The sequence below is a fragment of the Chloroflexota bacterium genome (genome assembly GCA_011322445.1).
GTDB lineage: Bacteria > Chloroflexota > Anaerolineae > Anaerolineales > DRMV01 > DRMV01.
Genome location: DRMV01000030.1, coordinates 1 through 23584, shown reverse-complemented (window position 1 = coordinate 23584; position 23584 = coordinate 1). Strand labels below are relative to the sequence as shown.

Annotated in this window: 19 protein-coding genes; 10 read left to right on the top strand and 9 right to left on the bottom strand. The window is 60.1% G+C overall.

What is annotated here, in order from left to right; genetic code table 11:
• Window positions 1-347 (top strand): transposase (locus tag ENJ54_05260; protein ID HFC09245.1); only part of this gene is annotated, 347 nt, incomplete at its 5' end.
• Window positions 348-438: 91 nt separating this feature from the next.
• Here ENJ54_05260 and ENJ54_05255 read toward each other — a convergent pair.
• The 5 genes from ENJ54_05255 to ENJ54_05235 are packed head-to-tail and all read right to left on the bottom strand — an operon-like array spanning window position 439 to window position 4664.
• Complete coding sequence (locus ENJ54_05255) at window positions 439-1008, bottom strand: pseudouridine synthase (GenBank protein HFC09244.1); 570 nt, start codon at window positions 1006-1008, stop codon at window positions 439-441.
• A gap of 27 nt (window positions 1009-1035) precedes the next feature.
• A complete protein-coding gene (locus tag ENJ54_05250; GenBank protein HFC09243.1) occupies window positions 1036-1239 on the bottom strand; it encodes a hypothetical protein in 204 nt (67 codons plus the stop codon).
• Window positions 1240-1283: 44 nt separating this feature from the next.
• On the bottom strand, window positions 1284-3089 hold the full coding sequence (locus ENJ54_05245; protein HFC09242.1) for a hypothetical protein: 1806 nt from the start codon (window positions 3087-3089) through the stop codon (window positions 1284-1286).
• Window positions 3086-3757: a PHP domain-containing protein gene (locus tag ENJ54_05240; protein HFC09241.1), complete on the bottom strand. Its 672-nt coding sequence runs from the start codon at window positions 3755-3757 to the stop codon at window positions 3086-3088. The genes ENJ54_05245 and ENJ54_05240 overlap by 4 nt, the downstream gene beginning before the upstream one ends.
• Window positions 3729-4664 carry a mechanosensitive ion channel gene (locus ENJ54_05235; GenBank protein HFC09240.1) on the bottom strand — a complete coding sequence of 312 codons (936 nt, stop codon included), beginning with the start codon at window positions 4662-4664 and terminating at the stop codon, window positions 3729-3731. Before ENJ54_05235 ends, ENJ54_05240 begins: the two co-directional genes overlap by 29 nt.
• 54 nt (window positions 4665-4718) lie before the next feature.
• Between ENJ54_05235 and ENJ54_05230 the strand changes: the two genes are divergently transcribed.
• The 7 genes from ENJ54_05230 (at window position 4719) to phoU (ending at window position 11682) form a co-directional block, all read left to right on the top strand.
• Entirely contained in the window at window positions 4719-5993 is a 1275-nt protein-coding gene (locus ENJ54_05230; protein HFC09239.1) for a radical SAM protein, read from the top strand.
• A 31-nt stretch (window positions 5994-6024) separates the two neighbouring features.
• Window positions 6025-7392, top strand: coding sequence for a magnesium transporter (gene mgtE, locus ENJ54_05225; protein ID HFC09238.1), 1368 nt, complete (start codon window positions 6025-6027; stop codon window positions 7390-7392).
• A gap of 106 nt (window positions 7393-7498) precedes the next feature.
• Window positions 7499-8020, top strand: a complete 522-nt coding sequence (locus ENJ54_05220) for a type 1 glutamine amidotransferase (GenBank protein HFC09237.1) — start codon at window positions 7499-7501, stop codon at window positions 8018-8020.
• A 187-nt stretch (window positions 8021-8207) separates the two neighbouring features.
• Window positions 8208-9182, top strand: a complete 975-nt coding sequence (pstC, locus tag ENJ54_05215; protein ID HFC09236.1) for a phosphate ABC transporter permease subunit PstC — start codon at window positions 8208-8210, stop codon at window positions 9180-9182.
• A gap of 19 nt (window positions 9183-9201) precedes the next feature.
• Entirely contained in the window at window positions 9202-10143 is a 942-nt protein-coding gene (pstA, locus tag ENJ54_05210; protein HFC09235.1) for a phosphate ABC transporter permease PstA, read from the top strand.
• 44 nt (window positions 10144-10187) lie between these two features.
• Entirely contained in the window at window positions 10188-11009 is an 822-nt protein-coding gene (gene pstB / locus ENJ54_05205) for a phosphate ABC transporter ATP-binding protein (protein ID HFC09234.1), read from the top strand.
• A 19-nt stretch (window positions 11010-11028) separates the two neighbouring features.
• A complete protein-coding gene (gene phoU, locus ENJ54_05200) occupies window positions 11029-11682 on the top strand; it encodes a phosphate signaling complex protein PhoU (protein HFC09233.1) in 654 nt (217 codons plus the stop codon).
• Between the two features lie 77 nt (window positions 11683-11759).
• Here phoU and ENJ54_05195 read toward each other — a convergent pair whose 3' ends face one another.
• Entirely contained in the window at window positions 11760-13088 is a 1329-nt protein-coding gene (locus ENJ54_05195) for an MFS transporter (protein HFC09232.1), read from the bottom strand.
• A 371-nt stretch (window positions 13089-13459) separates the two neighbouring features.
• Here ENJ54_05195 and rpoC point away from each other — a divergent pair, with 371 nt between their 5' ends.
• Window positions 13460-17806: a DNA-directed RNA polymerase subunit beta' gene (rpoC, locus tag ENJ54_05190; protein HFC09231.1), complete on the top strand. Its 4347-nt coding sequence runs from the start codon at window positions 13460-13462 to the stop codon at window positions 17804-17806.
• 178 nt (window positions 17807-17984) lie between these two features.
• Here the strand turns inward: rpoC and ENJ54_05185 are convergent, their stop codons facing one another.
• Genes ENJ54_05185 through yjjX form a run of 3 tightly spaced genes read right to left on the bottom strand, consistent with a single transcriptional unit; the run spans window position 17985 to window position 22687 of the window.
• On the bottom strand, window positions 17985-21242 hold the full coding sequence (locus ENJ54_05185) for a HAMP domain-containing protein (protein ID HFC09230.1): 3258 nt from the start codon (window positions 21240-21242) through the stop codon (window positions 17985-17987).
• Window positions 21243-21276: 34 nt separating this feature from the next.
• A complete protein-coding gene (locus ENJ54_05180; GenBank protein ID HFC09229.1) occupies window positions 21277-22152 on the bottom strand; it encodes a 1-acyl-sn-glycerol-3-phosphate acyltransferase in 876 nt (291 codons plus the stop codon).
• Entirely contained in the window at window positions 22124-22687 is a 564-nt protein-coding gene (yjjX, locus tag ENJ54_05175) for a non-canonical purine NTP phosphatase (protein HFC09228.1), read from the bottom strand. Before yjjX ends, ENJ54_05180 begins: the two co-directional genes overlap by 29 nt.
• Before the next feature lie 124 nt (window positions 22688-22811).
• Between yjjX and ENJ54_05170 the strand changes: the two genes are divergently transcribed.
• On the top strand, window positions 22812-23584 hold a 773-nt coding region (locus tag ENJ54_05170; GenBank protein HFC09227.1), incomplete at its 3' end, for a transporter substrate-binding domain-containing protein.

Below are 23584 nucleotides of genomic sequence, written 5' to 3'. Positions count from 1 at the left end.
TGCCGACTTACCAGGCCTGCCAATGGTTTGGGGTCACGCCTCAGGCCTATTACCAGGCCCGGAAGCGAGACCTGCGGAAGGAAGCCGAAGCCCAACTGATTCTCGCCTTGGTGCGAGAGATACGGAAACGCCACCCTCGCACGGGCGCTGTAGGCAACACCTACGACAATGCTCTGGCGGAACGGGTGAACGGCATCCTCAAGACCGAGTATCTTCTGGGTAGTTTGTTTCCAAGCACAAGCCAGGCCATTGAAACCGTGGCGCAAGCCGTGCATCTTTACAACTTTGAACGACCTCACCTCTCCTTGGGATACGCTACTCCAGCCCATATATTCGGGTCACTTTGATAGGGAGAGGGAAAGTTTTTGTGTAAACGTATTTCAGGACGTGACAAGGCGAATCGCAAATCCTAAATCGCAATTCTTCATTCGCAATTCGCTATTCCCTCATCTTCAACGCTCGTTTCAGCGTGCGTTCTTCGCGCGGGGTCAGGTAACGCCACTGGCCGGGGCGCAGGCCCGCGGCGGTGAGAGGACCCACAGACCAGCGGAAAAGCCGTAACGTGGGCAGCCCCACCGCGGCGGTCATGTGCCGCACCTGGCGCTTTTTGCCTTCCCGCAGCACAATTTGCAGCCACGTGGTCGGGCCGTGGGGCGTGACCGGCTTGGGGCGGGGCGGCAGGCCAGGATCGGGAATGATGCTCACCTGCGCAGGCAAAGTGCGGCGGCCTTTGACCACCACGCCTTCCCGCAGCGCCTGCAATTGCGTTTCGGTCGGAACACCTTCCACCTGCACCCAGTAGGTTTTGGGCAGTTTGTAGCGCGGGTGGGTCAGCCGATGCGCAACTGCACCTTCGTCAGTGAGCACCAACAGCCCTTCGGAACGCAAATCCAGCCGTCCGGCAGGGTACACGCCGGGTACGGGAATATACCCGGCCAGGGTGGGGCGGCCTTCCTCGTCGGTAAACGCCGGAAGCACACCGTAGGGCTTGTTGAAGACCAAAAGCATGGGTTAGTCGGGGAGTCGCGTGGTGGATCAGAGCGCCCAGGCGAGCAAGATGCCCAGCAACGCCGTCAACACGCCCAGGTGCAAAAAGAGATTCGTCGCGCCCACCCACCCCGGCACAAACTGGAAAACAAAGTTGAGCACCACCAGCCCCATGCCCAACATCACCAGCAAGCCCTTGCGCTCAGCAAAGAACTCAGAAAGGTCGTCGAGAAAGCGATTGAAAGCATCCATAGCACCACCGTCATCAAAATACGCGCACGAATTTGGGGCCACCTTCACCTGGCGAGCAAAACACATTCCTGGTCGCGATACAGCACCTTCCACCCGCGGGAAAGCAGCGTTTCCACGCGAGCGGGCCAGGGGCGCCGCGGCCACCAGGAGCGCCAGGCACTGCGGCAGGCGAGGTAATGGTCCGGCACAGGCTGCGGCACCGCTTCCGGCTTTCCACCGGGGTAAGCCTTGGGCTTCACAGGGAAGTCCGTATATTGCGGGTCATACACATAATAAAAGGGGACGTTTTCCACCTGAATGACCGCGTGGCGCACCTCGCGATGGATGTAGTCGAACACACTACGATACCCATCCACCCCCACCGGGTGCTCGTAAGGGTCTTCCAATACGCGGGCGTTAGGTGGGAAGTACCGCAATTGGGCGCGCTCTTGCCAGCCAACCCACAACGCGCCCAACACCAGCAGCGCCGCCCCAAGCCAGGCCACCTCGGGCCGCACCAGCCACGGCACAGACCAGCGCCGCACCACAGCAGAAGCCCATACGCCCAACACCACCGGCAACAAATACAGGGAAGCAAAGCCAAAACGCCAATCGGCAATCGCCTGATGCGAGGCGTCGAGATAGCGGGCGCTTGCCGGGGTCACCCAGAAAAGCAGGAACACCGCCACGAAGCCCCATGCGCCTGGCCGCGCCTTCCGCTGCCGCCACCCCCACACCAGCGCAACAGCAGACGCCAACACCATAAACACAAACTTTTTGGGCACCGGATGCCAGAAATCAGGGGTGACGACATAACGCAGCACCACCTGCTTCCACAACGTTCCACCCACCGTGGTGGGCTGATGCAGCAACACCAGGTTACGGACGAGCCACAGCAACCCCACCAAAGCCAGGCCGAGGTAAGCCACGTCGTGTTTTCGCCAGCGTGGGCGCGCCTCAGGGGAAAGCCACCAGGCCAGCACGACCAACAACACCACCGCGGCGGCCGCATAAGGTTTGGTTGCGAAAGCCACCAGCGCGCTCAAAGCCACACCCGTTTTGTGCCAGCGAGGTTGGCGCTCACCAAACCCCAACGGTAAATGATACCAGGCCGCCAGCACTGCCGCGGCAGCGAAGATATCGTTTTTCCCCACATTGTAGTGCGGCACGAAGAACAACAACACCCAGGGGTTGAAATGTTGCACCAATTCGCCCCCCAACCACACGCCGGCTGCGGTCAGAGCAGCCGCAGCATCCGGCCAACCGGCTTCTCGCCGCAGCAACGCCCACATGCCCACCCCCGCCCAAAACACCGTCAACGCGGTGAGAGGGCCCAACACCGCAGCCGTGTGGAACAGCCCCATCAAAACCGCAGCCAATCCCTCCCATCCCAAGGGATATTGCCCATAAGGCAGGGCCAGGTTCCACATCGTGCCGCGCTGCACCAGGTCAATGGCTTTGGGAAGGTGATACCAGATCACATCCCACAACAGCGAACCACCCAGCACCGTGCGCGGCCAGATCAACAAAGGCTCCAACACCAGCACCGCGGCCACGGCCGCTGCGAACCACGCCGCCACCGTCAAGGGCTTCGGCCAGTGGAACTTTGGCGCATCTTCCGGCAATGGCTCGGCAAAATAGGCTTTGCCAAGCGCCACCGCCAGAACGCCCCCCAACGCCAGCGCCCGCCACGCCGTAAACCACCCCAAAAACGCCAACACCTGCACCGCGGCCACTTCTGCCCCAATGACAATGGTCAGCCAGCCATAAAGCCGCTCAACCCCCGAGGGATGAACCCCGCGGGCCGCTTCGGTTGCGTGCGCTGCGCCTGGTCGCGCCACGGCATCGTGCAACGGCCTTTGCGTCGTCATCGTCCCTCCATCCGCCCGCGCCATTTGGCATAGCGGGAAGCCAGCACCACCCACGGCGGGGAAGCCGCCCCCACCACACGGCCTTCCCGCAAAGCTGCCCGCAACCCCGCGGCAGCAGGCTCAAAGTCGGGGAGGAGCATCGCCCCACGGCCGATTTCCGCGGCGGTGTGAGCATCCGACCCAGCGACCACCAGCAAGCCGTGTTCGGCAGCAAAGCGCGCCGCCCGCTGGTTGGCCCGCGCCGAAAAGCAGCGGGCGTTGAACCCTTCCACCGCGTCGAGCAAAGGGGCAATGCGCTCCAGCGCCGCGAGCGACCAGTGCCCTTTGCGGCGCGCATCGAAAGGATGCGCTGCGGCCACAAACGCCCCCTGCGCCCGCAGCCGGGCAAGGGCTTCCTCAGGCGGCAGGCCAGCCGGCACTTCCTCTTCAAGAAAATACGCCAGCAGTTCGCCCTCGGTGGTCATCACCTCTTCACCCACAATGACGAAATCAGGGGCCAGGCGGCGGGCTTCCAGAGCCCCGGCAATGGTGTTGTGGTCGGTAATGACCAGCCGCGCCAGCCCCCGTCGTCGGGCAGCACGGAGCGCGGCCTCCAGCGAAGTCAGGCTATCGGGCGAGAAACGGGTGTGAACGTGAAAATCAACCTTGACCATTTTCTTTGAAACCATCTACCTGCCCAACATGCACCACATCAATCGTTTCAGAAGCCACTGTAATATCCGGCGTTTGCTCGAAAAGCGTCAAAATCGCGGTGCTGATTTCGCTATTCATGGCCGGACGATACACAGCCTCTACCGGGTAAACCAAAGTCAGTTCAATCCAATTATCCGTCAACCTCACAAAAACCTGCGCATCCAGCGTCATTTTCTCAATGGCAAAACGCTGGCGGGCGCGGTGCAAGGCCTCTTTCGCCTCAACCAACAGGCGTTGATACTGAGCGTGTTGCTCCACCACTTCGCGCATCATTTTGGCAGCCAACCGCCAGTTCGAGTCGTAAGTCACCGGCACGGCAATCTGATCCCAAATAAAGGGGAAACTGTAAGTGTAATTGAAAACCGGTTTGTCAAAAATTGCCGAATTGGCAATCGAAACCACCCGCCCGGTGGGGTAATCGTAATCCAACCAGTTGCGGATTTCCAAAATTTTGACAAACAGCGGCCCAATATCGACCACATCGCCCTTCACGCCACCAATTTCAATGCGGTCCCCAATGCCAAAAGGTTGAGCCGTCAACACGGTAATCCACCCGGCAAAAGAACCTATCAGCTCCTGGAAAGCAAACGCCAGCCCCGCGCCCAAAATACCAATCGTCACCGACAAATCGGCCAAAATGGGCTGCGCCCAAATCACAAAAATCACCAGCAGCAAAAAGGCGTCAACCCCATACCCCATAAGTTTACGGATGACAAACTTTCGCGTATGCTCCCCCTGCGCCCGACGCTCGACCAATCGCGCCAACAACCGCTTTCCCCCCCATGCAAAAAGAACCGCGGCCAAAGAAAAAACGACTTTCTTTACAACAGGCGACGCCCACAGTCCCACCACAAAGTCCATCGTCTCTCCTAAAGCAGCCAAATCCAGGTTGGGTTATTCTACCACTTCGCGAGCCTCTCAGGGTACAATAGCCTTATGGTTATCTTAGGTCAATGGCACAACCATCAAATCAAAATCAGCGTGCGCGAACGTGAGCGCAGTCTGACCGTCAGCACGATATGGGAAGACCACCTGCTCACCGCGGCCTACGAAGGCGGCGGCAGGCCGCGGACGTTCATTACCCAGGGCACAGTCTATCGGCGCGCGCTGAATGGACGCATGTTAGCCAAGTGGCGCGCCCACGGTCGGCGGGAACGCCGCTGGCTTTCGCAAGAAGAGGCGCTGAAAATCGAAGCCCGCGGGCGGGCGCTCCTTCAGGCCGTTTACGCCGACATCCAAAACGGGGCGCTGCGCGGTAATGCTGAACTACCGCCATTGGGGCACACCCTCTTCCAGCGCGCCCTCGCGTGGGATGAGGAAAAATCGCGCGCCGACGCCAACCGTTACCGCCAGATTTACCTGCCCATTGGCATCCTCCCGCCCGACCAATACAGCGCCATCGTGCTTCAGGCCACGTTGGGCTGCTCGTTCAACACCTGCACCTTCTGCACCTTCTATCGCGACCGGCCCTTCCGCATCAAGCCACCCGAGGAATTCCGCCAACACGCCGAGGCCGTCAAAGATTTCCTCGGCGAGGGCATTTACCTGCGGCAGGGCATCTTTTTGGGCGACGCCAACGCCCTGGTCGTGCCCATGAAACGCCTGGTGCCGCTGATGGAAATCGCCAACGAGGTCTTCCCCGCCCCATGGGGCAGCATTGGACGACAAAGCGAGCGGGCGGCCAACCACTTGAAAACCCACCGCGGCGCGTGGGGCGGCATTTACGCCTTCCTGGATGGCTTCAGCGGCGAGAAGAAAACACCCGACGACTACGCCCGTCTGGCAACCCTCGGCCTGAAGCGGGTTTACATCGGCATGGAAAGCGGGCACGCGCCCCTGCTGCGCTTTCTGCACAAACCCGGCGAGCCGGAAGACGTCCTCCACACCGTCAAGGCCATGAAAGCCGGCGGGGTGGCCGTGGGCGTGATTGTGCTCATTGGCGCGGGGGGACACTTTTACGCCAAAGCCCACGTGCGCGACACCATCGCCCTCATCAACGCCATGCCGTTAGATCATCGCGACATCATTTATTTCTCTGAACTGGTCATCACCGACGACATGCCCTACGCTCGCGATGCCGCGGCGGCCAACCTGCAGCCCCTCACCCACGAAGAATGTGTCGAGCAGGAAAACGCCATCCGGGCAGGCCTGCGCTTTGGCAAGAGCAAACCTCTCATCAGCCGCTACGACATCCGCGAATTCGTGTATTGATTCCTGAATTAATTCCCCGCCCAAGGCCCTCATGATGAAAATCGTCACCCATAACCTCGAAATCCAGAAACAACGCATCATCAACGCGCTGGAAGAAGGCCGCGTGCAAGATGCCATCGCCATCCTGCTCACACTGCACCCGGCCGACCGCGCCGACCTGTTCCAGGAACTGGACACCGAGGCCCAACGCACGCTGTTGGCCCATCTGGACATTGCCACCATCGCCGACCTGCTGGAAGAACTGGACGACGAAGAGGCCGCCGAAGCCGCGGAAGAAATCCCCACCGAGCGGCTGGCCGACGTGCTGGACGAAATGGAGCCGGACGAGGCCGCCGACCTGTTAGGCGACCTGCCGCCCGAACAGGCTCGCGAAGCCCTCGCCGAAATGGAAGACGCCGACGAGGTGCGCCCCTTGCTGGTGTACCCCGACGAAACTGCCGGCGGCCTGATGACCACAAGTTACATTGCCCTGCGCCGCCACACCACCGCAGCCCAGGCCATTGATTTCCTGCGCCACGTCAGCGACCGCACCGAAATCCCCTTCTACCTCTATGTAGTAGACAAAGAACGCCGCCTGGTCGGCGTGGTCGACCTGCGGGACCTGCTCGCCGCCCCGCCCGACACCGTGATGGAAGCCATCATGGACCCGGAAGTAATTTTCGTGACCGCCGGGGCCGACCAGGAAGAAGCCGCCCGCCTGATGGCAAAATACGACCTGGCCGCGCTGCCCGTTGTCGATGCCCAGCGCCGCCTGGTCGGCGTCATCACCTACGACGACATCGTCGACGTTTTGGAAGAAGAAGCCACCGAAGACATCTATCACCTTGCCAGCGTGTCGGATGAAGACATCGACCCCGGCAGCCCCGTACTCGAACAGTTGAAAGGCCGCCTGCCGTGGCTCTACCTCAACACCCTGACCTCGCTATTCGCCTCGTGGGTCATCAGCCGCTTCGAAGACATCATCGCCCAGGCCGCCGTGCTGGCGCTCTTCCAATCGGTGGTCGCCGGGCAAGGCGGCAATACCGCCAGCCAGAACGTGGCAATGACGGTGCGCGCCATTGCCCTGGGCAAACTTTCCCCGAAAGCCCTGGTGCGAGTGCTTTGGAAGCAATTCATCACCGGCCTGATGTTGGGCATCCTGGTGGGCACCGTGGTCGGCGTGGGTGTCTATTTCTGGCGCGGCAACCTCTACCTCAGCCTGGTGTTAGCGCTGGCGCTGGTGGGCAACCTGAGCGTTGGCTCGATGGTTGGCGTGCTCGTGCCATTGGGGCTGGAAGCTATCGGCGTTGACCCCGCACTGGCTTCGTCCATTCTCGTCACTGCCGTCACCGATTCCAGCGGCTTCTTCATCTTCCTCAGCCTGGCCTCGCACTTCCTGAGCAAAATTGCGGGCGCGTAAACCCGCCCTCCTGCACGCTGAGATTTCCCTTTCCACGCCGCGCCTGCGGCCGCGGCTTTCCCCTCACTCTTGAACAACAGACAAAGCCAAACATAAGGAGGCAACCATGAAACTCCAAGGCAAACGTGTGGGCGTTCTCGTGGAAGAAGGCTTCGAAGACCTGGAATTTTGGGTACCGGTGATGCGCCTGCGCGAAGAAGGTGCCGAAGTGATCATCATCGGCACGGGCAGGCAAGATGTCTTCCACGGCAAGCACTGCCTGGAAGCCCGGCCGGACGTCGCCGCTGCCGAAGTGGATGCCAACACCCTGGACGGTCTGGTGGTGCCCGGCGGTTGGGGGCCGGACAAACTGCGCCGCTTCGACGCCGTGCTCGATTTAGTGCGCGCCCTGGAAGCCCAGGGCAAGATCATCGCCAGCATCTGCCACGGCGGGTGGGTGCTCGCCTCTGCCGGTGTGCTCAAAGGGCGCAAAGCCACTGGCTCGCGCGGCATCCGCGACGATATGGTCAACGCGGGCGCTGAATGGATCGATGCCCCTGCCTTCCGCGATGGCAATCATGTTTGGGGCCGCGTGGTGGCCGATATTCCTGCTTTTTGCCGCGAACTCATCGCCGCCCTGGCCGAATGACCCACCGTTAACCAAAACTTAACCTCCCCACGCCGCGTTTCACCCAAAGGCCGGTAAAATAACCCCGGTTTCGGGCAATCCGTCTTCCACCGTTTCGCACTTTGAGTGCTCCGCAAACGCCGTTCCTCGCGTTTTTCCGAAACCAGCAAAAAATTTCAACCTCCACGTTGCAAGAGGGGTCTTGCCCATGAATGCTCCCCATCGCTCGTGGCGACACCGCCTGGTTTACTACTTCCAACACGGCGACGTCCTTTGGTGGACGCTCCTCTTCCTCTCAGCCTTCCTCATCGTTGGGCTGGTGGTATGGATTGCCTGGCAGTTGTGGGCGCAGTCAGCGCCTTCACGCCACGCTTTTGGCTGGGATTTCATCTGGCCGTGGGTCAAACCAGTCTGGAACCCGGCCTTAGACAAATTCCAGGCATGGCCTGCCATTTACGGCTCGCTCATCACCGCGGCCATCGCGCTGGTGCTGGCCGTTCCCCTGGCGCTTGGCATCGCCATTTTCCTCTCGGAACTTGCCCCCATCTGGCTGCGCGCCCCGCTGAACTACATGGTCGAAATGCTGGCGGCCATTCCCAGCGTGGTGTACGGGCTGTGGGGCATTTATGTTTTTCTGCCGCTGGTGGTCGTGCCGGTCGGTAAAGCCCTGGAACCGTTGGGAAGCCTGCCCGGCATCGGCATTTTCTTCCAAGGACCAATACCGGCTTCCGGCTTTACCCGTTTGGGGGCCGCGCTGGTGCTGGTCATCATGATTCTGCCCACCATTGCCGCCGTCAGCCGCGATGTGCTGCAGGCCATCCCTCGCAGCCAGCGCGAAGCCGCCATGTCGCTGGGGGCAACCCAGTGGGAAACCGTCTGGAAAGTGCTGCTGCCTTACGGGCAAAGCGGCATTTTAGGGGCCATCATCCTGGGCTTTGGCCGCGCGATTGGCGAGACTATGGCCGTGACAATGGTCATCGGCAACAGCGCGGGCGGGGGATATTCCATTCTCAAACCCGGCTACACCATGGCAAGCATCATTGCCAACGAATTTGCCGAAGCCGTGAGCGAAATGCACACCTCGGCGCTGATGGAAATCGGGCTGGTGCTGTTTGCCATCACACTGCTACTGAACGCCTTTGCCCGCTGGCTGGTGGTCAACCGCACCATCAAACGAGCGTGAAGGTCCCGACGAGGTCGCCATGAGTCAAAGCATTTACGAACACATCGACCTGCACCGCAATTACCGCCGCCGCAAAATCACCAACAAAATCATGCTCACCCTCACCGGCCTGACAGTCGCCCTGGCGGTGGTGCCATTGGTGTGGATTACCGCGTACGTGCTGCTGCAAGGCGGCAAATACCTCAACCTCGATTTCTTCATCCACCTGCCGGCGCCCATGGGCATGAGCGGGGGTGGGGTGCTGCACGCCATCGAGGGCAGCGCGGTGATGGTGTTGCTGGCTTCCGTGATTGCCATTCCGCTGGCGCTGCTGGCGGCATTTTACCTGCTGGCCCGCCCGCACACCGCCATTGCCCACGCGCTGCGCTTCAGCACCGACATGCTGGCAGGCACACCCTCCATCGTCATCGGCCTGTTTGGCTACGCCGTCATCGTCGCCGTGCAAAAGCACTTCTCGGCTTTCGCAGGCGGCATTGTGCTCGCCATCATCATGCTGCCGGTGGTGCTCCGCTCGGCCGAAGAGATGCTCAAACTGGTGCCAACCGAAATGCGGGAAGGCGCGCTGGCCATGGGCGCGCCGGAATGGCTGGCCGCGCTCAAAGTCGTCTTGCCCGCTGCTGCGGAAGGCATCATCACAGGCGTGATGTTGGGCATCGCCCGCGCGGTGGGTGAAACGGCCCCCTTGCTCTTCACCGCCCTCGGCAACGACAACTACGAAATCGGCAAAATCATCTCCGACGGCATTCGCTATCACCAGAGCGTCGGCAAAATCATCAGCACCATCTTCGCTCAACCCGCCGATGCCCTGCCCCTTACCCTGTGGAAATACGCCCAACAGCCCTACCAGGAACGCGTGCACCAGGCCTGGGCCGTGGCCTTTGTGCTCATGCTTTTCGTGCTCGGCCTCAACATCGTGGCTCGGGCCTGGATGGCCTACCGCCGCCGTAAACTCTTCGGCTAAAGGCCACACCCGCCACCATGATTCCCCCCTCGGAGGAAGGCCCCATGCAACCTCAGCTCAACATCACCGAACCCACACGCGCCGCATCGACCGCCAGCGCCCTCAAAATGGAAATTCGCCACCTGTCGGTTTATTACAAAACCAGCCGGGCGATCAAGGAAATTGACCTGCCCGTTTACGAAAACCGTGTGCTGGCCATCATCGGCCCTTCAGGGTGCGGCAAATCAACCCTTTTGCGCGCCCTCAACCGCATGAACGACCTCATCCCCGGGGCGCGTGTGGAAGGCGAAGTGCTGCTGGACGGCGAAAACATTTACGCCGCGGGGCAAGATGTGGTGGACATCCGCCGCCGGGTGGGGATGGTGTTCCAACGCCCCAACCCCTTCCCCATGAGCGTGTACGACAATGTCGCTTTTGGGCCTCGGCTGCTGGGGCTGCGCAAGAAAGCGGTGCTGGACGAACTCGTCGAGCAAAGCCTGCGCGCGGCCGCGTTGTGGGAACAAGTGAAAGACAACCTCGGCCAGTCGGGCATGGCGCTTTCCGGTGGGCAGCAACAGCGCCTTTGCATTGCCCGCGCCATCGCGATGGAGCCAGAAGTCATTTTGATGGACGAGCCCACTTCCGCACTCGACCCAATGGCAACGCTCACCATCGAAGACCTCATCCAGCAACTCAAAGAAAACTACACCATCGTCATCGTGACCCACAACATGCAGCAAGCCGCGCGCATCTCTGATTTCACGGCCTTCCTGAGCATGGATAGCGACCGCGCCGGCTATCTGGTCGAATTTGGGCCGACGGTAGACGTCTTCACCAACCCGAAAGAGAAACTCACCGAAGACTACATCACCGGCCGCTTCGGATAACCCCCAAAAAGGAGGGAACATGCCCCGCACCGTGTTGGAAACCGAACTCAAAAACCTGAAAGGGCAGGTGCTCAAACTGGGCCAGATGGTCGGGGAAGCCATGCTGGCCGCGATCGAGGCACTTAAACATCGCGACATTGAAAAAGCGCGCCAAATCATGGCCGCAGATAGCGAAATCAATGCCCTGCGCTTTGAAATCGAGCGCGCTACCCTCATCGTCATCGCCACGCAGCAACCCCTTGCCCACGACCTGCGCCTGCTGGCTTCCATCTTGGATATCGCCGGAGAACTGGAGCGCATGGGCGATTACGCCAAAGGCATTGCCAAAATCAACATTCTGATGGGCGACAAGCCCCTGCTCAAGCCGCTCATCGACCTGCCCCGCATGGCCGAAATCGCCACCGACATGCTGCGGCAGTCCCTGGCAGCCTTCAGCAACGACGACGCCGAGGCCGCGCGCGCCATTCCCCAACGCGATGACGAAGTGGATGCCCTCTACAACCAGATTTACCGCGAACTGATGACCTTCATGCTCCAAGACCCCAAAACCATCGACCAGGCCAATTACCTGCTGTGGGCAGCCCACAATGTGGAACGCCTGGCCGACCGCGTCACTAACATCTGCGAGCGCACTGTCTTCACCGCCACCGGCGAAATCGTGGAACTGGCATGATGCCTTGATGCCTCAAAGCCAAAAGGGCGTGGTCTGCAGGCCACGCCCTTTGCGTTTACTTCAAGCCCCGGGGGCAATTACGCCACGGCTTCCTGCTCGATCAGCATTTCCTCTTCCCGCGCCACACGCATGCCTTCTTTTTCATCAACCCGAGTGAGCAAGTAACCGCCCAGGATGAAGAAAATGACGATAGAAACAATGCTCAACCGGCTGCTGCCCATCAATTCGCCGACCACGCCGAAAACCAACGGCCCCAAAATGCCAGCGAACTTCGCACTCACGCTGAAGAAGCCGAAGAACTCTGCCGACTGGCTCTTGGGCACCATCTGGCTAAACAACGAGCGGCTCAACGCCTGCGAACCACCCTGCACCATTGCCACGGCAAAGCCCAAAATCCAAAAATGGAGCGCCGTTCGCATGAAATACCCGCCGATGGAAATCAGCGCGTAAATGCCCAGCGTGATGTAGATGGTGCGCTTGGTGCCGATTTTGCCCGCCAGCCACCCAAAGAAAAATGAGAACGGAATGCCGACAAACTGAATCATCAACAAAGTTTCAATCAGCGTATTGGAATTGATGCCAATTTCAGTACCGTAAATGGTCGCCATTTTGATAATCGTGCCAATACCATCGTTATACAGCCAGAATGCCAGCAAAAACTTCCACAGTTCGTTGTAACGGCGCACCTTGTGAAACGTGGTGAGCAGCCGGCTGAACCCCGCCTGGACAGGGTTCATATTAACTTCATTCGCCAACACCCGACGCTTAGGCTCCGGCACCCACAGCCACAAGGGCACCATGAACACCAGCCACCAGAGCGCAGTGAGCAAAAAAGACAAACGGGTGAAAAAGCCAACCTTGGCTTCGGGAGCGGTCATGATCAAACCCAGACAAATCGCCAGCAACAGGCCACCCCCCAAATACCCCATAGCGTAACCCGCTGCCGAAACCATATCACGCTCATTCTCTGCAGCCACATGGGGCAACAGCCCATCGTAAAACACGTTGGCCCCTGCAAAACCCACATTTCCGATGATAAAGAAAAGAGAAGCCTTCAGCCACTCACCGGTATACACCCCATAAAGCAAAGCCGAACCAAGAATGCCCACCAGGGCAAAACCAGTGAGGTATTTTTTCTTCGCGCCGCTGAAATCGGCCATTGCCCCCACAATGGGGCTGATGAGCGCGACAATCAGCAGCGCCGCCGCGGTGGTATAGGCCCAATACACCGTCGCGTGGTTGCCGGGCAACGTTTTGCCCGCCACCTTGTAATAATAAATCGGCAAGATAGACGACATCATAATCATGGGGAAGGCCGAGTTCGCCCAGTCATACATCGTCCATCCAAACACTTCCTTGCGCTTCATCAATTGCCACAAACTGGGGGGTTTAGAAGTCGCTTCCATGAACGCACTCCTCGGTAAGGGATAAAAATTGCAAGCGCCGCGCCTTCCTGCAAACACACCCGGCGCCGGCTCCATTATATACAACAACACGGGTTCGTGGGGCGCGTTACGAGGCTTTTCTATCATGGTTTCGTGGCAAAAAACGCGCCAGCCCTTGCCCCCCTCTCACGCCTTTGTTATAATGTAGCCCAACATGCGAAAGAAAAGCGGAGCAAAGACGCTGAGCGAGCGCTTGAGAAAGAAAAATCTCAGGACGCTTGCTTTTGTGTGTCTATGCAGCAGGTAAACACACAAAAAACCAGAGCAACGCGCACCAGGGGGCCAATTGGCCGCAATGCTTTGCTCGCCGCTCTGATTCAGGAGGCTATTGCGTGGAAACAAAAGATTTGCTTGCCCTACGTATCCGTTTGGCGTCCCCCGAAACCATTCTCAGCTGGTCTTATGGCGAGGTTCGCAAGCCGGAAACCATCAACTACCGCCGCTTGCGCCCTGAAAAAGACGGCCTCTTCTGTGAAGTCATCTTCGGGCCCACGCGCGATTGGCAATGCGCCTGCGGCAAATACCGCAACAAACGCTATGCCGGCATCACGTGCGATAAATGCGGCGTCGAAGTCACCAAATCCAGCGTGCGGCGGGAACGCATGGGGCATATCACGCTGGCCGCGCCGGTTGCCCACATCTGGTACACCCGTCGCGTGCCTTCGTTCATGGGCCTGCTGCTGGACATTTCCCGCCGCAACCTTGAGCGCGTGCTTTACTTCGCCCAATACGTCGTGACCTACGTCGACGAAGACGCCCGCGAGCGCGCCCTCCAACGCCTGAAAAACGAACTCGGTGAGAGCACCCGCGACCTCACCAATCGCATCAATGCTCGCATCGCCGAACTGAACGTGCAACGAGACCAGCAAATCGAAAAACTGGAAGCCCTCAAACAATCCCTGCTGACCGAATACAACGAAAAGGTAGCCGCCCAACTGGAGCCTGCCCTCAAAGAAGGCCAACGGTTGGAAAGCGACCTGACCGCGTTGCTTGGCAAAGTGGCCCCTAAAGACATTCGCTTTGGCGCGACCGACCAGGTAGTGGTAAAAGCCGGCGAAACGGTGACCAACCAGCACCTCGCCACCGTGCAAGACATTGTCAAAGCCACCCTTGAACACATCGAAGCCCAACTGAAAACCGAGCGGCAGGCCGAACTGGCGCGATTAGACACCGAAATCCAACAACTGCGCCAGAGCACTGCGGAGAAAATCCAGGCCCTCCACGCCGAACTGGATGAGCAAAAGACTTCCCAGAACAGCGAACAGGCCGCCCTGCGGGATGAACTCACCGACCTGCGCCCCCTCACCTTCCTCAGCGAAGCCCGCTACCGCGAACTCAAATCTCGCTGGGGCAGCGTCTTCCGCGCCGACATGGGCGCAGAGGCCTTCCTGGACATTTTGCGCCGCCTCGACCTCGACAAACTCTCCGAAGAACTGTGGCGTGAAATCCGCACCACCAAAAGCAAGCAAAAGCGCAAGAAGGCCATCAAACGGCTGAAAATCGTCGAGGCCTTCCGCCGCTCTGGCAACCGGCCTGAGTGGATGATCCTCACCATCCTGCCGGTCATTCCGCCCGACCTGCGGCCGATGGTGCAACTCGACGGCGGCCGTTTCGCCACCAGCGACCTGAACGACCTCTACCGCCGCGTCATCAACCGCAACAACCGCCTCAAGCGGCTGCTAGAACTCGGCGCGCCCGACGTCATCGTGCGCAACGAAAAGCGCATGCTGCAGGAAGCCGTCGACTCGCTCATCGATAATTCCCAGCGCGGTAAGGCGCTTTCCCGTCGCGGACGGCGCGAACTCAAATCGCTCAGCGACATGCTGAAAGGCAAAAAAGGCCGCTTCCGCCGCAACCTGCTGGGCAAACGCGTCGACTACTCTGGCCGCTCGGTCATCGTGGTAGGGCCGCGCCTCAAACTGCACCAGTGCGGCCTGCCCAAGACCATGGCGCTGGAACTCTACCGTCCCTTCGTCATTGCCCGCCTGGTGCAGCACAACTACACCACCAACATCAAAGGCGCCAAGCGCCTCATCGAGCGCAACCGCCCTGAAGTGTGGGAAGTGCTGGAAGAGGTCATCAAAGAACGGCCGGTGATGCTCAACCGCGCCCCCACCCTGCACCGCCTGAGCATCCAGGCCTTCGAGCCGGTGCTCATCGAAGGGCAGGCCATCCAACTCCACCCCCTGGTGTGCACCGCCTTCAACGCCGACTTCGACGGCGACCAGATGGCCGTGCACGTGCCGCTTTCCAACAAGGCCGTGCAGGAAGCCCGCGAACTGATGCTCTCTTCCCGCAACCTGCTCAAACCGGCCGACGGCGAGCCTATCATCAGCCCCTCCAAAGACATGGTGCTGGGCGTCTACTACCTCACCATGGAAGAACCCCGCTCCCTCAAGGGCGATGGCATGGTCTTCGGCAGCATGGATGAGGTCGAACTGGCTTACAACCTGAAACAGGTCCACATCCATGCCAAAATTCGGCTGCGCACCACCACCTGGTACAACGACAACGGCGTGCGCATGGAAAAACCCGAAACCCGCGTCATCGAGACCACCGTGGGGCGCGTGCTCTTCAACCGCATTCTGCCCGACTCGCTGCGCTTCATCAACCGCCTGCTCGACAAAGGCGGCATCAAAGAAGTGATGGCGATGGTCTACGAAGTAGGCGGGGAGGAAGTCACCGTTGACGTCGCCGACAAAGTCAAAGACATCGGCTTCGCCTACGCCACCCGCTCGGGCGTAAGCATGGCCATCGGCGACATCAACGTGCCGAAAGACAAAGAGACTCTGATCGCCGAAGCCCATGAAGAAGTCGATGCCGTGGAACGGGCTTACCGCCGCGGCTTGCTCACCGAACAAGAAAAAGACGAACAAATCATCGAAATCTGGCAGCGCACCACCGAAGCCGTGCGCGAACTGGTCAAGAAAGAACTCGACCCCATCAACGACTTGGCCGTGATGGCCCTTTCCGGGGCTACGAAAGGCGGCTACGGCACGCTTTCCCAGCTGGCCGGGATGCGCGGCATGATGGCCGACCCGTCAGGGCGCATCATTCCGTTGCCGGTGCGTTCCAACTTCCGCGAAGGGCTGACCACGCTCGAATACTTCATTTCCACCCACGGCTCCCGCAAAGGCCTGGCCGACACCGCGCTCCGCACCGCCGACGCCGGCTACCTCACCCGTCGCCTGGTCGACGTCGTGCAAGATGTCATCGTCACCACCGAAGACTGCGGCACCGAAGAATACCTCACCATCCGCCGCACCGACAAGGTGGGCAACCAGAGCATGGAACAGCGCATCTGGTCGCGGGTGGCTGCGGAAAACATCCTCGACCCTGAAACCGGCGAAGTAATCGTCGAAAAGGGCGAAATCATCGAGCGCCGTCATGTCAACCGCATCCTTGCAGCAGGCATTGAGGAAGTCAAAGTACGCTCACCCCTCACCTGCCAGGCCCCTCACGGCGTATGCGCCAAATGCTACGGTATGGACCTGGGGCGCGGCCACCTGGTGGAAGTCGGCACCGCGGTAGGCATCATCGCCGCCCAATCCATCGGCGAGCCGGGCACCCAGTTGACCCTCCGCACCTTCCACACCGGCGGTGTGGCTTCGGAAAGCGACATCACCACCGGTCTCCCCCGTGTGGAAGAAATCTTCGAAGCCCGCAAAACCCCCAAGGGCGAAGCGGTGGTGGCCGAAATCAGCGGCACACTCCACATCGTGGAATCGGAACGCTACGCCGACCAACGCCTGGCGCGCATCGAGCACAGCGAAATGGTGCACGAGCCTTACCTCATCCCCGAGGGCTTTGAAATCGTGGCCGAAGACGGCAGCGAGGTGAAGGAAGGCGCCGTGCTGGCAACCGGCCCCGACGGCGAAAAAATTACCGCTCAGAAAGCCGGGCGCGTGCGGGTGGAAGGCCGCAAAGTCATCGTTTCGCACGAAGAAAAAGAGGTAGTGGAGACCGAAATCCCCAGCGCCGCCCGCCTGGTGGTCAAAGACGGCGAGCATGTAGAAGCCGGTCAACCGATCACCGAAGGCTCCCTCAACCCCCACAAAATCCTCCGCATCCAGGGGCGGGAAGCCGCGCAGCTCTACCTGCTCTCTGAAGTGCAGCAAGTGTACCGCTCGCAAGGCCAAAACATCCACGACAAGCACTTTGAAATCATCATCCGGCAGATGCTGTCACGGGTCAAGATCACCTACCCCGGTGATAGCGGCTACCTGCCCGGTGACCTGGTCAGCCGGATTCGCCTGCTGCACCTGAACGAAAAACTGCGAGCCGAAGGCAAACGGCCAGCCAAATTCAAGGAAGTATTGCTCGGCATCACCAAGGCCGCCCTCAACACCGATTCCTTCCTCTCTGCGGCCTCCTTCCAGCACACCATCCGCGTGCTGGCCGAAGCCGCCATTGCCGGCAAGGAGGATCCACTCGTCGGGCTGAAAGAAAACGTCATCATCGGCAAACTCATCCCAGCGGGCACGGGCTTCTCGCCCGAGCGGTTTACCAAGGTGATGCAGTTTGCGGAAGACGAAGACACACCCCAAACCGAAGCCGTGGAAGGCGACGGGCACGAGGAAGCCCCCCCCGCCGAAAGCCCCCTCGCCAATATGCCGCTGGCCGGCCCGGCGACGGAAGAAGAAACCCCGGCAGAAACACTGCCCCCCGCAAGCGACTAAATTCCCCCATAGAACAAAAAAGCGCCCGCTGGCTTTGGCCACGGGCGCTTTTTTGCCTGAATCTCGGATAAGCACGTTGGGAGCAGAAGCGCAAATGCCAGCGAGGGCTGCAGCCAAAGGATGCTCCGCTCGGCCTAAAACGCGGCAAGCCCCCACAAACCGAGGCGATGCCAACCGCTTACTTGTTATGCGGCTGGCGCAGGGGGAGTTCCACGAAAAAGGTGCTTCCCTCGCCCAGTTGGCTTTCCACCCACACCCGGCCGCGATGACGCTCCACAATGGATTTCACAATCGCCAGCCCAAGCCCTGAGCCCTTCTCTTTCGGTCCGCCACGCCGCACAATGCGGAAAAACTTCTCGAACAACCGCGGCTGATCCAGGGGAGAAATGCCCACACCGGTATCGCGGACGCCCAGCAACACCTTGTCGTCCCCCGAAGGCCGGGCCAGCACCGTCACCGTGCCACCCGTGGGGGTGTATTTGATGGCATTGTCCACCAAATTATTCAGCACCCGCCCCAGCAACAAGGGGTCGGCTTCCACCAGCGGCGGCGTGTCGGGATGAATCTCGGTGCGCAAGGTGATGCCTTTCTGCCGCGCGTGGGCTTCCCACCGCTTGATAATCTCGTCAATGATATCCAGCGGGGAAACCAGTTGAAGTTGCAGCCCCACGCCGCTTTCTATCCGCCCCAGATCGAGCAGATTGTTCACCATCTCGGTCATGGCCTGAATGCTCTTTTGAATGCGGGCGACATAACTGCTCTGGCGCTCGTTGAGTTCGCCCACCATCCCCAACATGGTGATGTAGCCGTTCATCAGGGTCAAGGGGGCGCGCAAGTCGTGGCTCACGGTAGAAACGAACTCCGACTTGAGCGCATCCAATTCCTTAAAGTGCGTAATATCGCGCAAGATGCAAACCCGCCCCACTTCCCGCTCTTCGGTTTGAACACTCGCCACCGTGGCGAAGTACACCCGATTGCCGATGGTAATCTCTTCAGAAAACGGCGGCGTCTTCTGACGGCGGAGCAAGGCGATCAGGGGCGCGTGAGTCGTGGTCTCTTCCAGCAACCGGTTCATCGTTGGGGCAATGGGCAACTGAGTACGCGCTGCCAGGTTCGCCAGGATGAGACGCCCCTGCTTATCGGTCACCAGAATGGGGTCAGGCGAGGCATTCAACACGGCCAGCAACCGCTGATGGCGCACTTCGGCCATGTAATACAGGCGCGCCGTATACGCAGCCATTGCCATCTGAAGTCCCAGCGCGCTGATATAGCGGGTCTCCTCATCGGTGAAGGTGTGCGGCGTATTATACAAGGCATAAAGCACACCCAAAAACCGCTGCTCATAATGCAACGCCACCGCCAACACGGCCTGCGGCACAGGCGCTTCGGGCGGGAATTCCAGACCATACGATCGCCCCGGCTTGCTGATGCGCACCAACGACTGCCGTTGAACCAGTTTCAGCAACTGGGCATCCAGAGGGCCATACGCCTCGGCAGCCACGCCACGCCCGAAGCGAATAGGGTAGTCATTCGCTCGGTCGTCGGGCAACGCCTCAGAAGACAAAGCAATCCGCACCGTGGTGGCGCCGCTCACCAGCACCGCGTTGAGCACCGCATCAGCAGCCTCGTCAACTTTGAGGGTTGCCGCGACCCGCTGGCTGGTGTGCAGAAGGCGGCTGAGCTCATCCATGCGGGCGCGCAAACGGCGGCGCATGTATTCGAAAGTCTGCCCTAATTGCCCGACCTCGTCCACCGAGTCAATTTCCAGCGGCTGGTTCAACTGGCCGCGCGCAATATGCTCCGCCGCCACACTCAACTTGCGCAACGAAGCCGTCACCATCACCAGCAGCGAGCGGGAAACCAGAATCCCCATTAACGCCAACACCAGCACCATCAGCGTCAGCGGCAAAGCCGTACGCAACGCGATGCTCTGCAAGCGGCTGACTGGCGAAATGGCAATGATGCGCCACGTCGTGCCGGTGGCCTGGGAAACTTCCACGAGATAATGTTCGCCGCTGGGGTCGGCAATTTCAGCAGGTAACGGTGCAGGCGAAGGCGGCAGATCGTCTTTCACCCAATCCAGGTCGTCGCGGGTGGCATAGACGATCCTTCCACGGGCGTCTACGATCACCGCGGCGCTTTCCACGTTCTTCAAAGCACGCAACCCCTGCACAATAGGCTCGCTGTAAGGGTTGGAAGCCAATGTCGTGCGCCCCACCAGGTAAAGATGGCGGGTGGTCAGTCCGGGGGCGCTTACCGGCGCCACAAAACAGACCACCGTTTCCTGCCGAGATGGCGAAAAAGCCGTGTCGTGATATACCGGTGCATCGGTATTCACCAAAAATTCCACGCTGGAAAGTTCGTTGTCGAGCAACTGCTCCCCCTCGGGGTAACTTGCGAGAACGTTGCCCTGCGCATCGCTCAGCAAAATGGCGTCGAAGAAGAAACTGTTGGCTTTGGCATTGCTCAAATAGGCAGGAATTTCCGCTGGGGCAAGGGAAGCCAACGCAGGGTCCGAGGCAAGTTTCCGAATGATTAAATCGCCGTTTTCGGTAAAGAACGGCATGCTTTGGGCTGCGATGCTGGTGGTGCTTTCCAGGCGCTTGAGAATGAGCGTGCGCGCGGAGCGCCGCGCCAGCACCCAGTTGCCCACCAAAATGCTCAAAGCCAAACCTATCATCACCGACGTCATCACAAACGAAAACTGCCGCAACAGCGAGCGTTCCAAAGGTGAAGGCGAAAGTTCGCCACTATACCCCCAAGGCAGCGGCAGCCAAAGCGCCACCGCCTGAGCCACAAGCCCCCCTACCAGCAACGGCGCTACTTTGTAGAGCATCAACCAGGGAGCCGCTGTCAGCGCAATATCCACCTGCTCGGCGAACGTATTGCCACTCACCAGCAACACATTCATGGTGCCAATCACGCTGTACAACAACGCCACCGCCACCGCTGCACCCAACGGCTGCCGCAAAAAGCGGTAAAACCGGGTGCGGTAAGGCTGCCATAGCGCCCACGCAAACACCAGCGCCAACGTGGCTTCCGAAAGCGCCTCTGTTGGCAAATGCGTGCTCCAAAAACCAATCAGTGCGCCGGTCAGCAAAGCAATGACAAAGGCCGCAGGCGCCCCCAACAGCCCCGCGGCCAACATCCACCCTATCGCAGCAAAAGGAAGAAACATCAAGTGGGTTTTTGCCGCTGCTACCGGCAAGGGCAATTCGTGCCCATACCCCCCCACCACAACGGCGGTCAAAAGTGGCGTCGCCAACAGCAACACCACAAAGGCCAGCCAGTGAACCCTCTGCCAACGCGGATGATGTCGGCGCAGCCGGTAAACGGCATAAAGCAATCCCCCCAACCATAACACGGCTATGGCGCTACCTGACCAGGAAAGCGCTACCAGATAAGCATCAAAAGCGTACAACCACGACATCGTCATGTCGCCTCGCAGTGCAAGATACGTGCCATCCCGCTCATTTTAGCACGGGGCGCAATGGTTGGGGTTCCTCAACGCTGTCCTCATCCAGCCAACGGATGGTATGACGCGTCGCGCGGGAAAGGTCCGCGTAGTAACCCCGCCGATGGGGCGGCAGCATCGCCGCCAAAATGTACATCGCCTCATCGGTCATCTGCTGCAAAAGGCGGCGGTTGGGGTTGCGGCGCGCCACCGTAAAGCGGAAAGGCCGCCCAAACCGAATACTCACCTTCTCACCCCACCAACGGGGAGAAAGCGGCCACGTCGGAAAGCCCTGGGTGCCTTCCACCGCCACAGGAACCACCGGAGCCTGGGCACGCGCCGCGAGATAGGCCATGCCCAGTTTGCCGCGCAAAAGGCTATTGCTGCGGGTGCCCTCCGGGGCAATCAACAGTGGTTCCTCTGCCTCCAACACGGCCAACGACTGGCGAATCGCCAGCAAATCGACTTCACCGCGCCAAATAGGCACCACCCCCCACCAGCGCGGCAAATAGCCAATAAAAGGAAAAGCCAGCGCCTCGGCCTTCATCATAGGCACCGCATCGCGCGGGCAGGCGTGCAGCACCGCGATAGGGTCAATGAAAGCAATGTGATTGAACATCAAAATGACTCGGCCCTCGCGAGGCACGCGCTCCACGCCTTCCACCTTGCCCATTCGGGCCAACAACGGGAAACCCACCGTGCGCAGTGCGAAACGCAAAACGCGGCGCTTTGCCTTCCAACGAGCCGGGTCGTAAGTCGTCCGCCAGGGAATGTAAGTCTTTGATGTCATAGGCGATGCAATGCCAAAACAGCGTTGGAGAATGTTCCCATTATACTCGCGCCTGGGCCATCGGCGCGACGAATTATTGGGCCTGTTGCCAACGCGCTCCATAAGGAATCAGCGCCAACACCAGGGCATGTTCATATAAGGTCGTGCGGTCAATCAAGCCGTCGGTAAGCAAACCCACTGCCCCCATTTTCTGTTTGCTGTTATGCTCGCCAAACACACGGTCGTCGGCCTCCCCCAACTCCAATCCCTCTCGCAGGAAAGCCACCACCCGCGGCGGCAAGGCAAAAGCCGCCGTGCGAGCCTCGCCCCACACGCCATCGTTACGCAACACAGCCACCCACGCGAAGGAAAAGAGATCTTCCCCCTGCCATGCCACCCCGCCTTCCAGGCCCACCCAAAAATCGGCCTGGGGCACCGCTTGCCGTGCCCGCTCAGCCCGCTGACGCGCGCCGCGCCGGGTTTCCGCATCGCCCACGGGCTGGGCGCTAACCCCCGAAGGCACCGCCACGCCCTCCACCCGCAACACCGCCTGCGGGAAAGCCCGCCGAAACGCTCGCCGCACGGCCTCTTGCTTCACCGGATTTTGCGAGGCCACCACCACCCAAACCTTTCGCTGAGATGCCACAACCACCTCCAAAGTTCATAAAAATTGCATAAAAGCAAAGCCAAGATTGCTGCGATTTAGGGTATTATAAAGTATGATTACGCCAAAGACGCTCCGGCGCGCGCCGCGCGCCTACCCCCATTGCAGGAGGAGAAGCATGCGAAAGAAAGTTTTTCTTGCTCTGCTGGTTTTGGCAGCCCTGCTGGCTTTAGCCGCCTGCGGCTCCAAAGCCACCCCCACGGCCGCGCCTCAACCCACAGAAGCACCTGCGGCCACCCAGGCCCCTGCGGCTACGGAAGCCCCCGCTGCCACCGAGGCGCCGGCGGCCACCGAAGCGCCAGCCGCTACTGAGGCACCTACCCAAGCTCCCGCCACGGCTAAACTCCCCGACCTGGGCGGCAAGCACATCACCGTCGCGGTGGAAAACGCCTACCCGCCTTTCAACTTCATCAACAAAGACACCGGCAAGCCCGAAGGCTGGGATTACGACACCGTTCGCGAAATCTGCAAGCGTCTCGACTGCGTGCCCGAGTTCAAGGAAGCCGCCTGGGACGGCATCTTCCCCGCCATGCAGGCCGGTGAATACGACATGCTCGCCGACGGCGTGACCATCACCCCTGAACGCGCCAAGATCGTCGATTTCTCCGAGCCTTACGTCACCATCGGCCAGGTGCTCCTCGTCCGCGCCGACGAACAGGGCACCGTCGATAGCTTCAAAGCCGACCCCAAGAAACTCGTCGGCACCCAGATCGGCACTACCAACGAAATCGTCGCCAAGAAGAACTTCCCCGAAGACCGCGTCAAATCCTTCGACGACTTTGGCGGCGCGATCATGGCCCTCCTCTCCGGCGATGTCGATGGCGTGGTCATCGACAACGTCACCGCTTCCGGCTTCATGAAAGAAAACCAGGGCAAACTCAAAATCCTCGG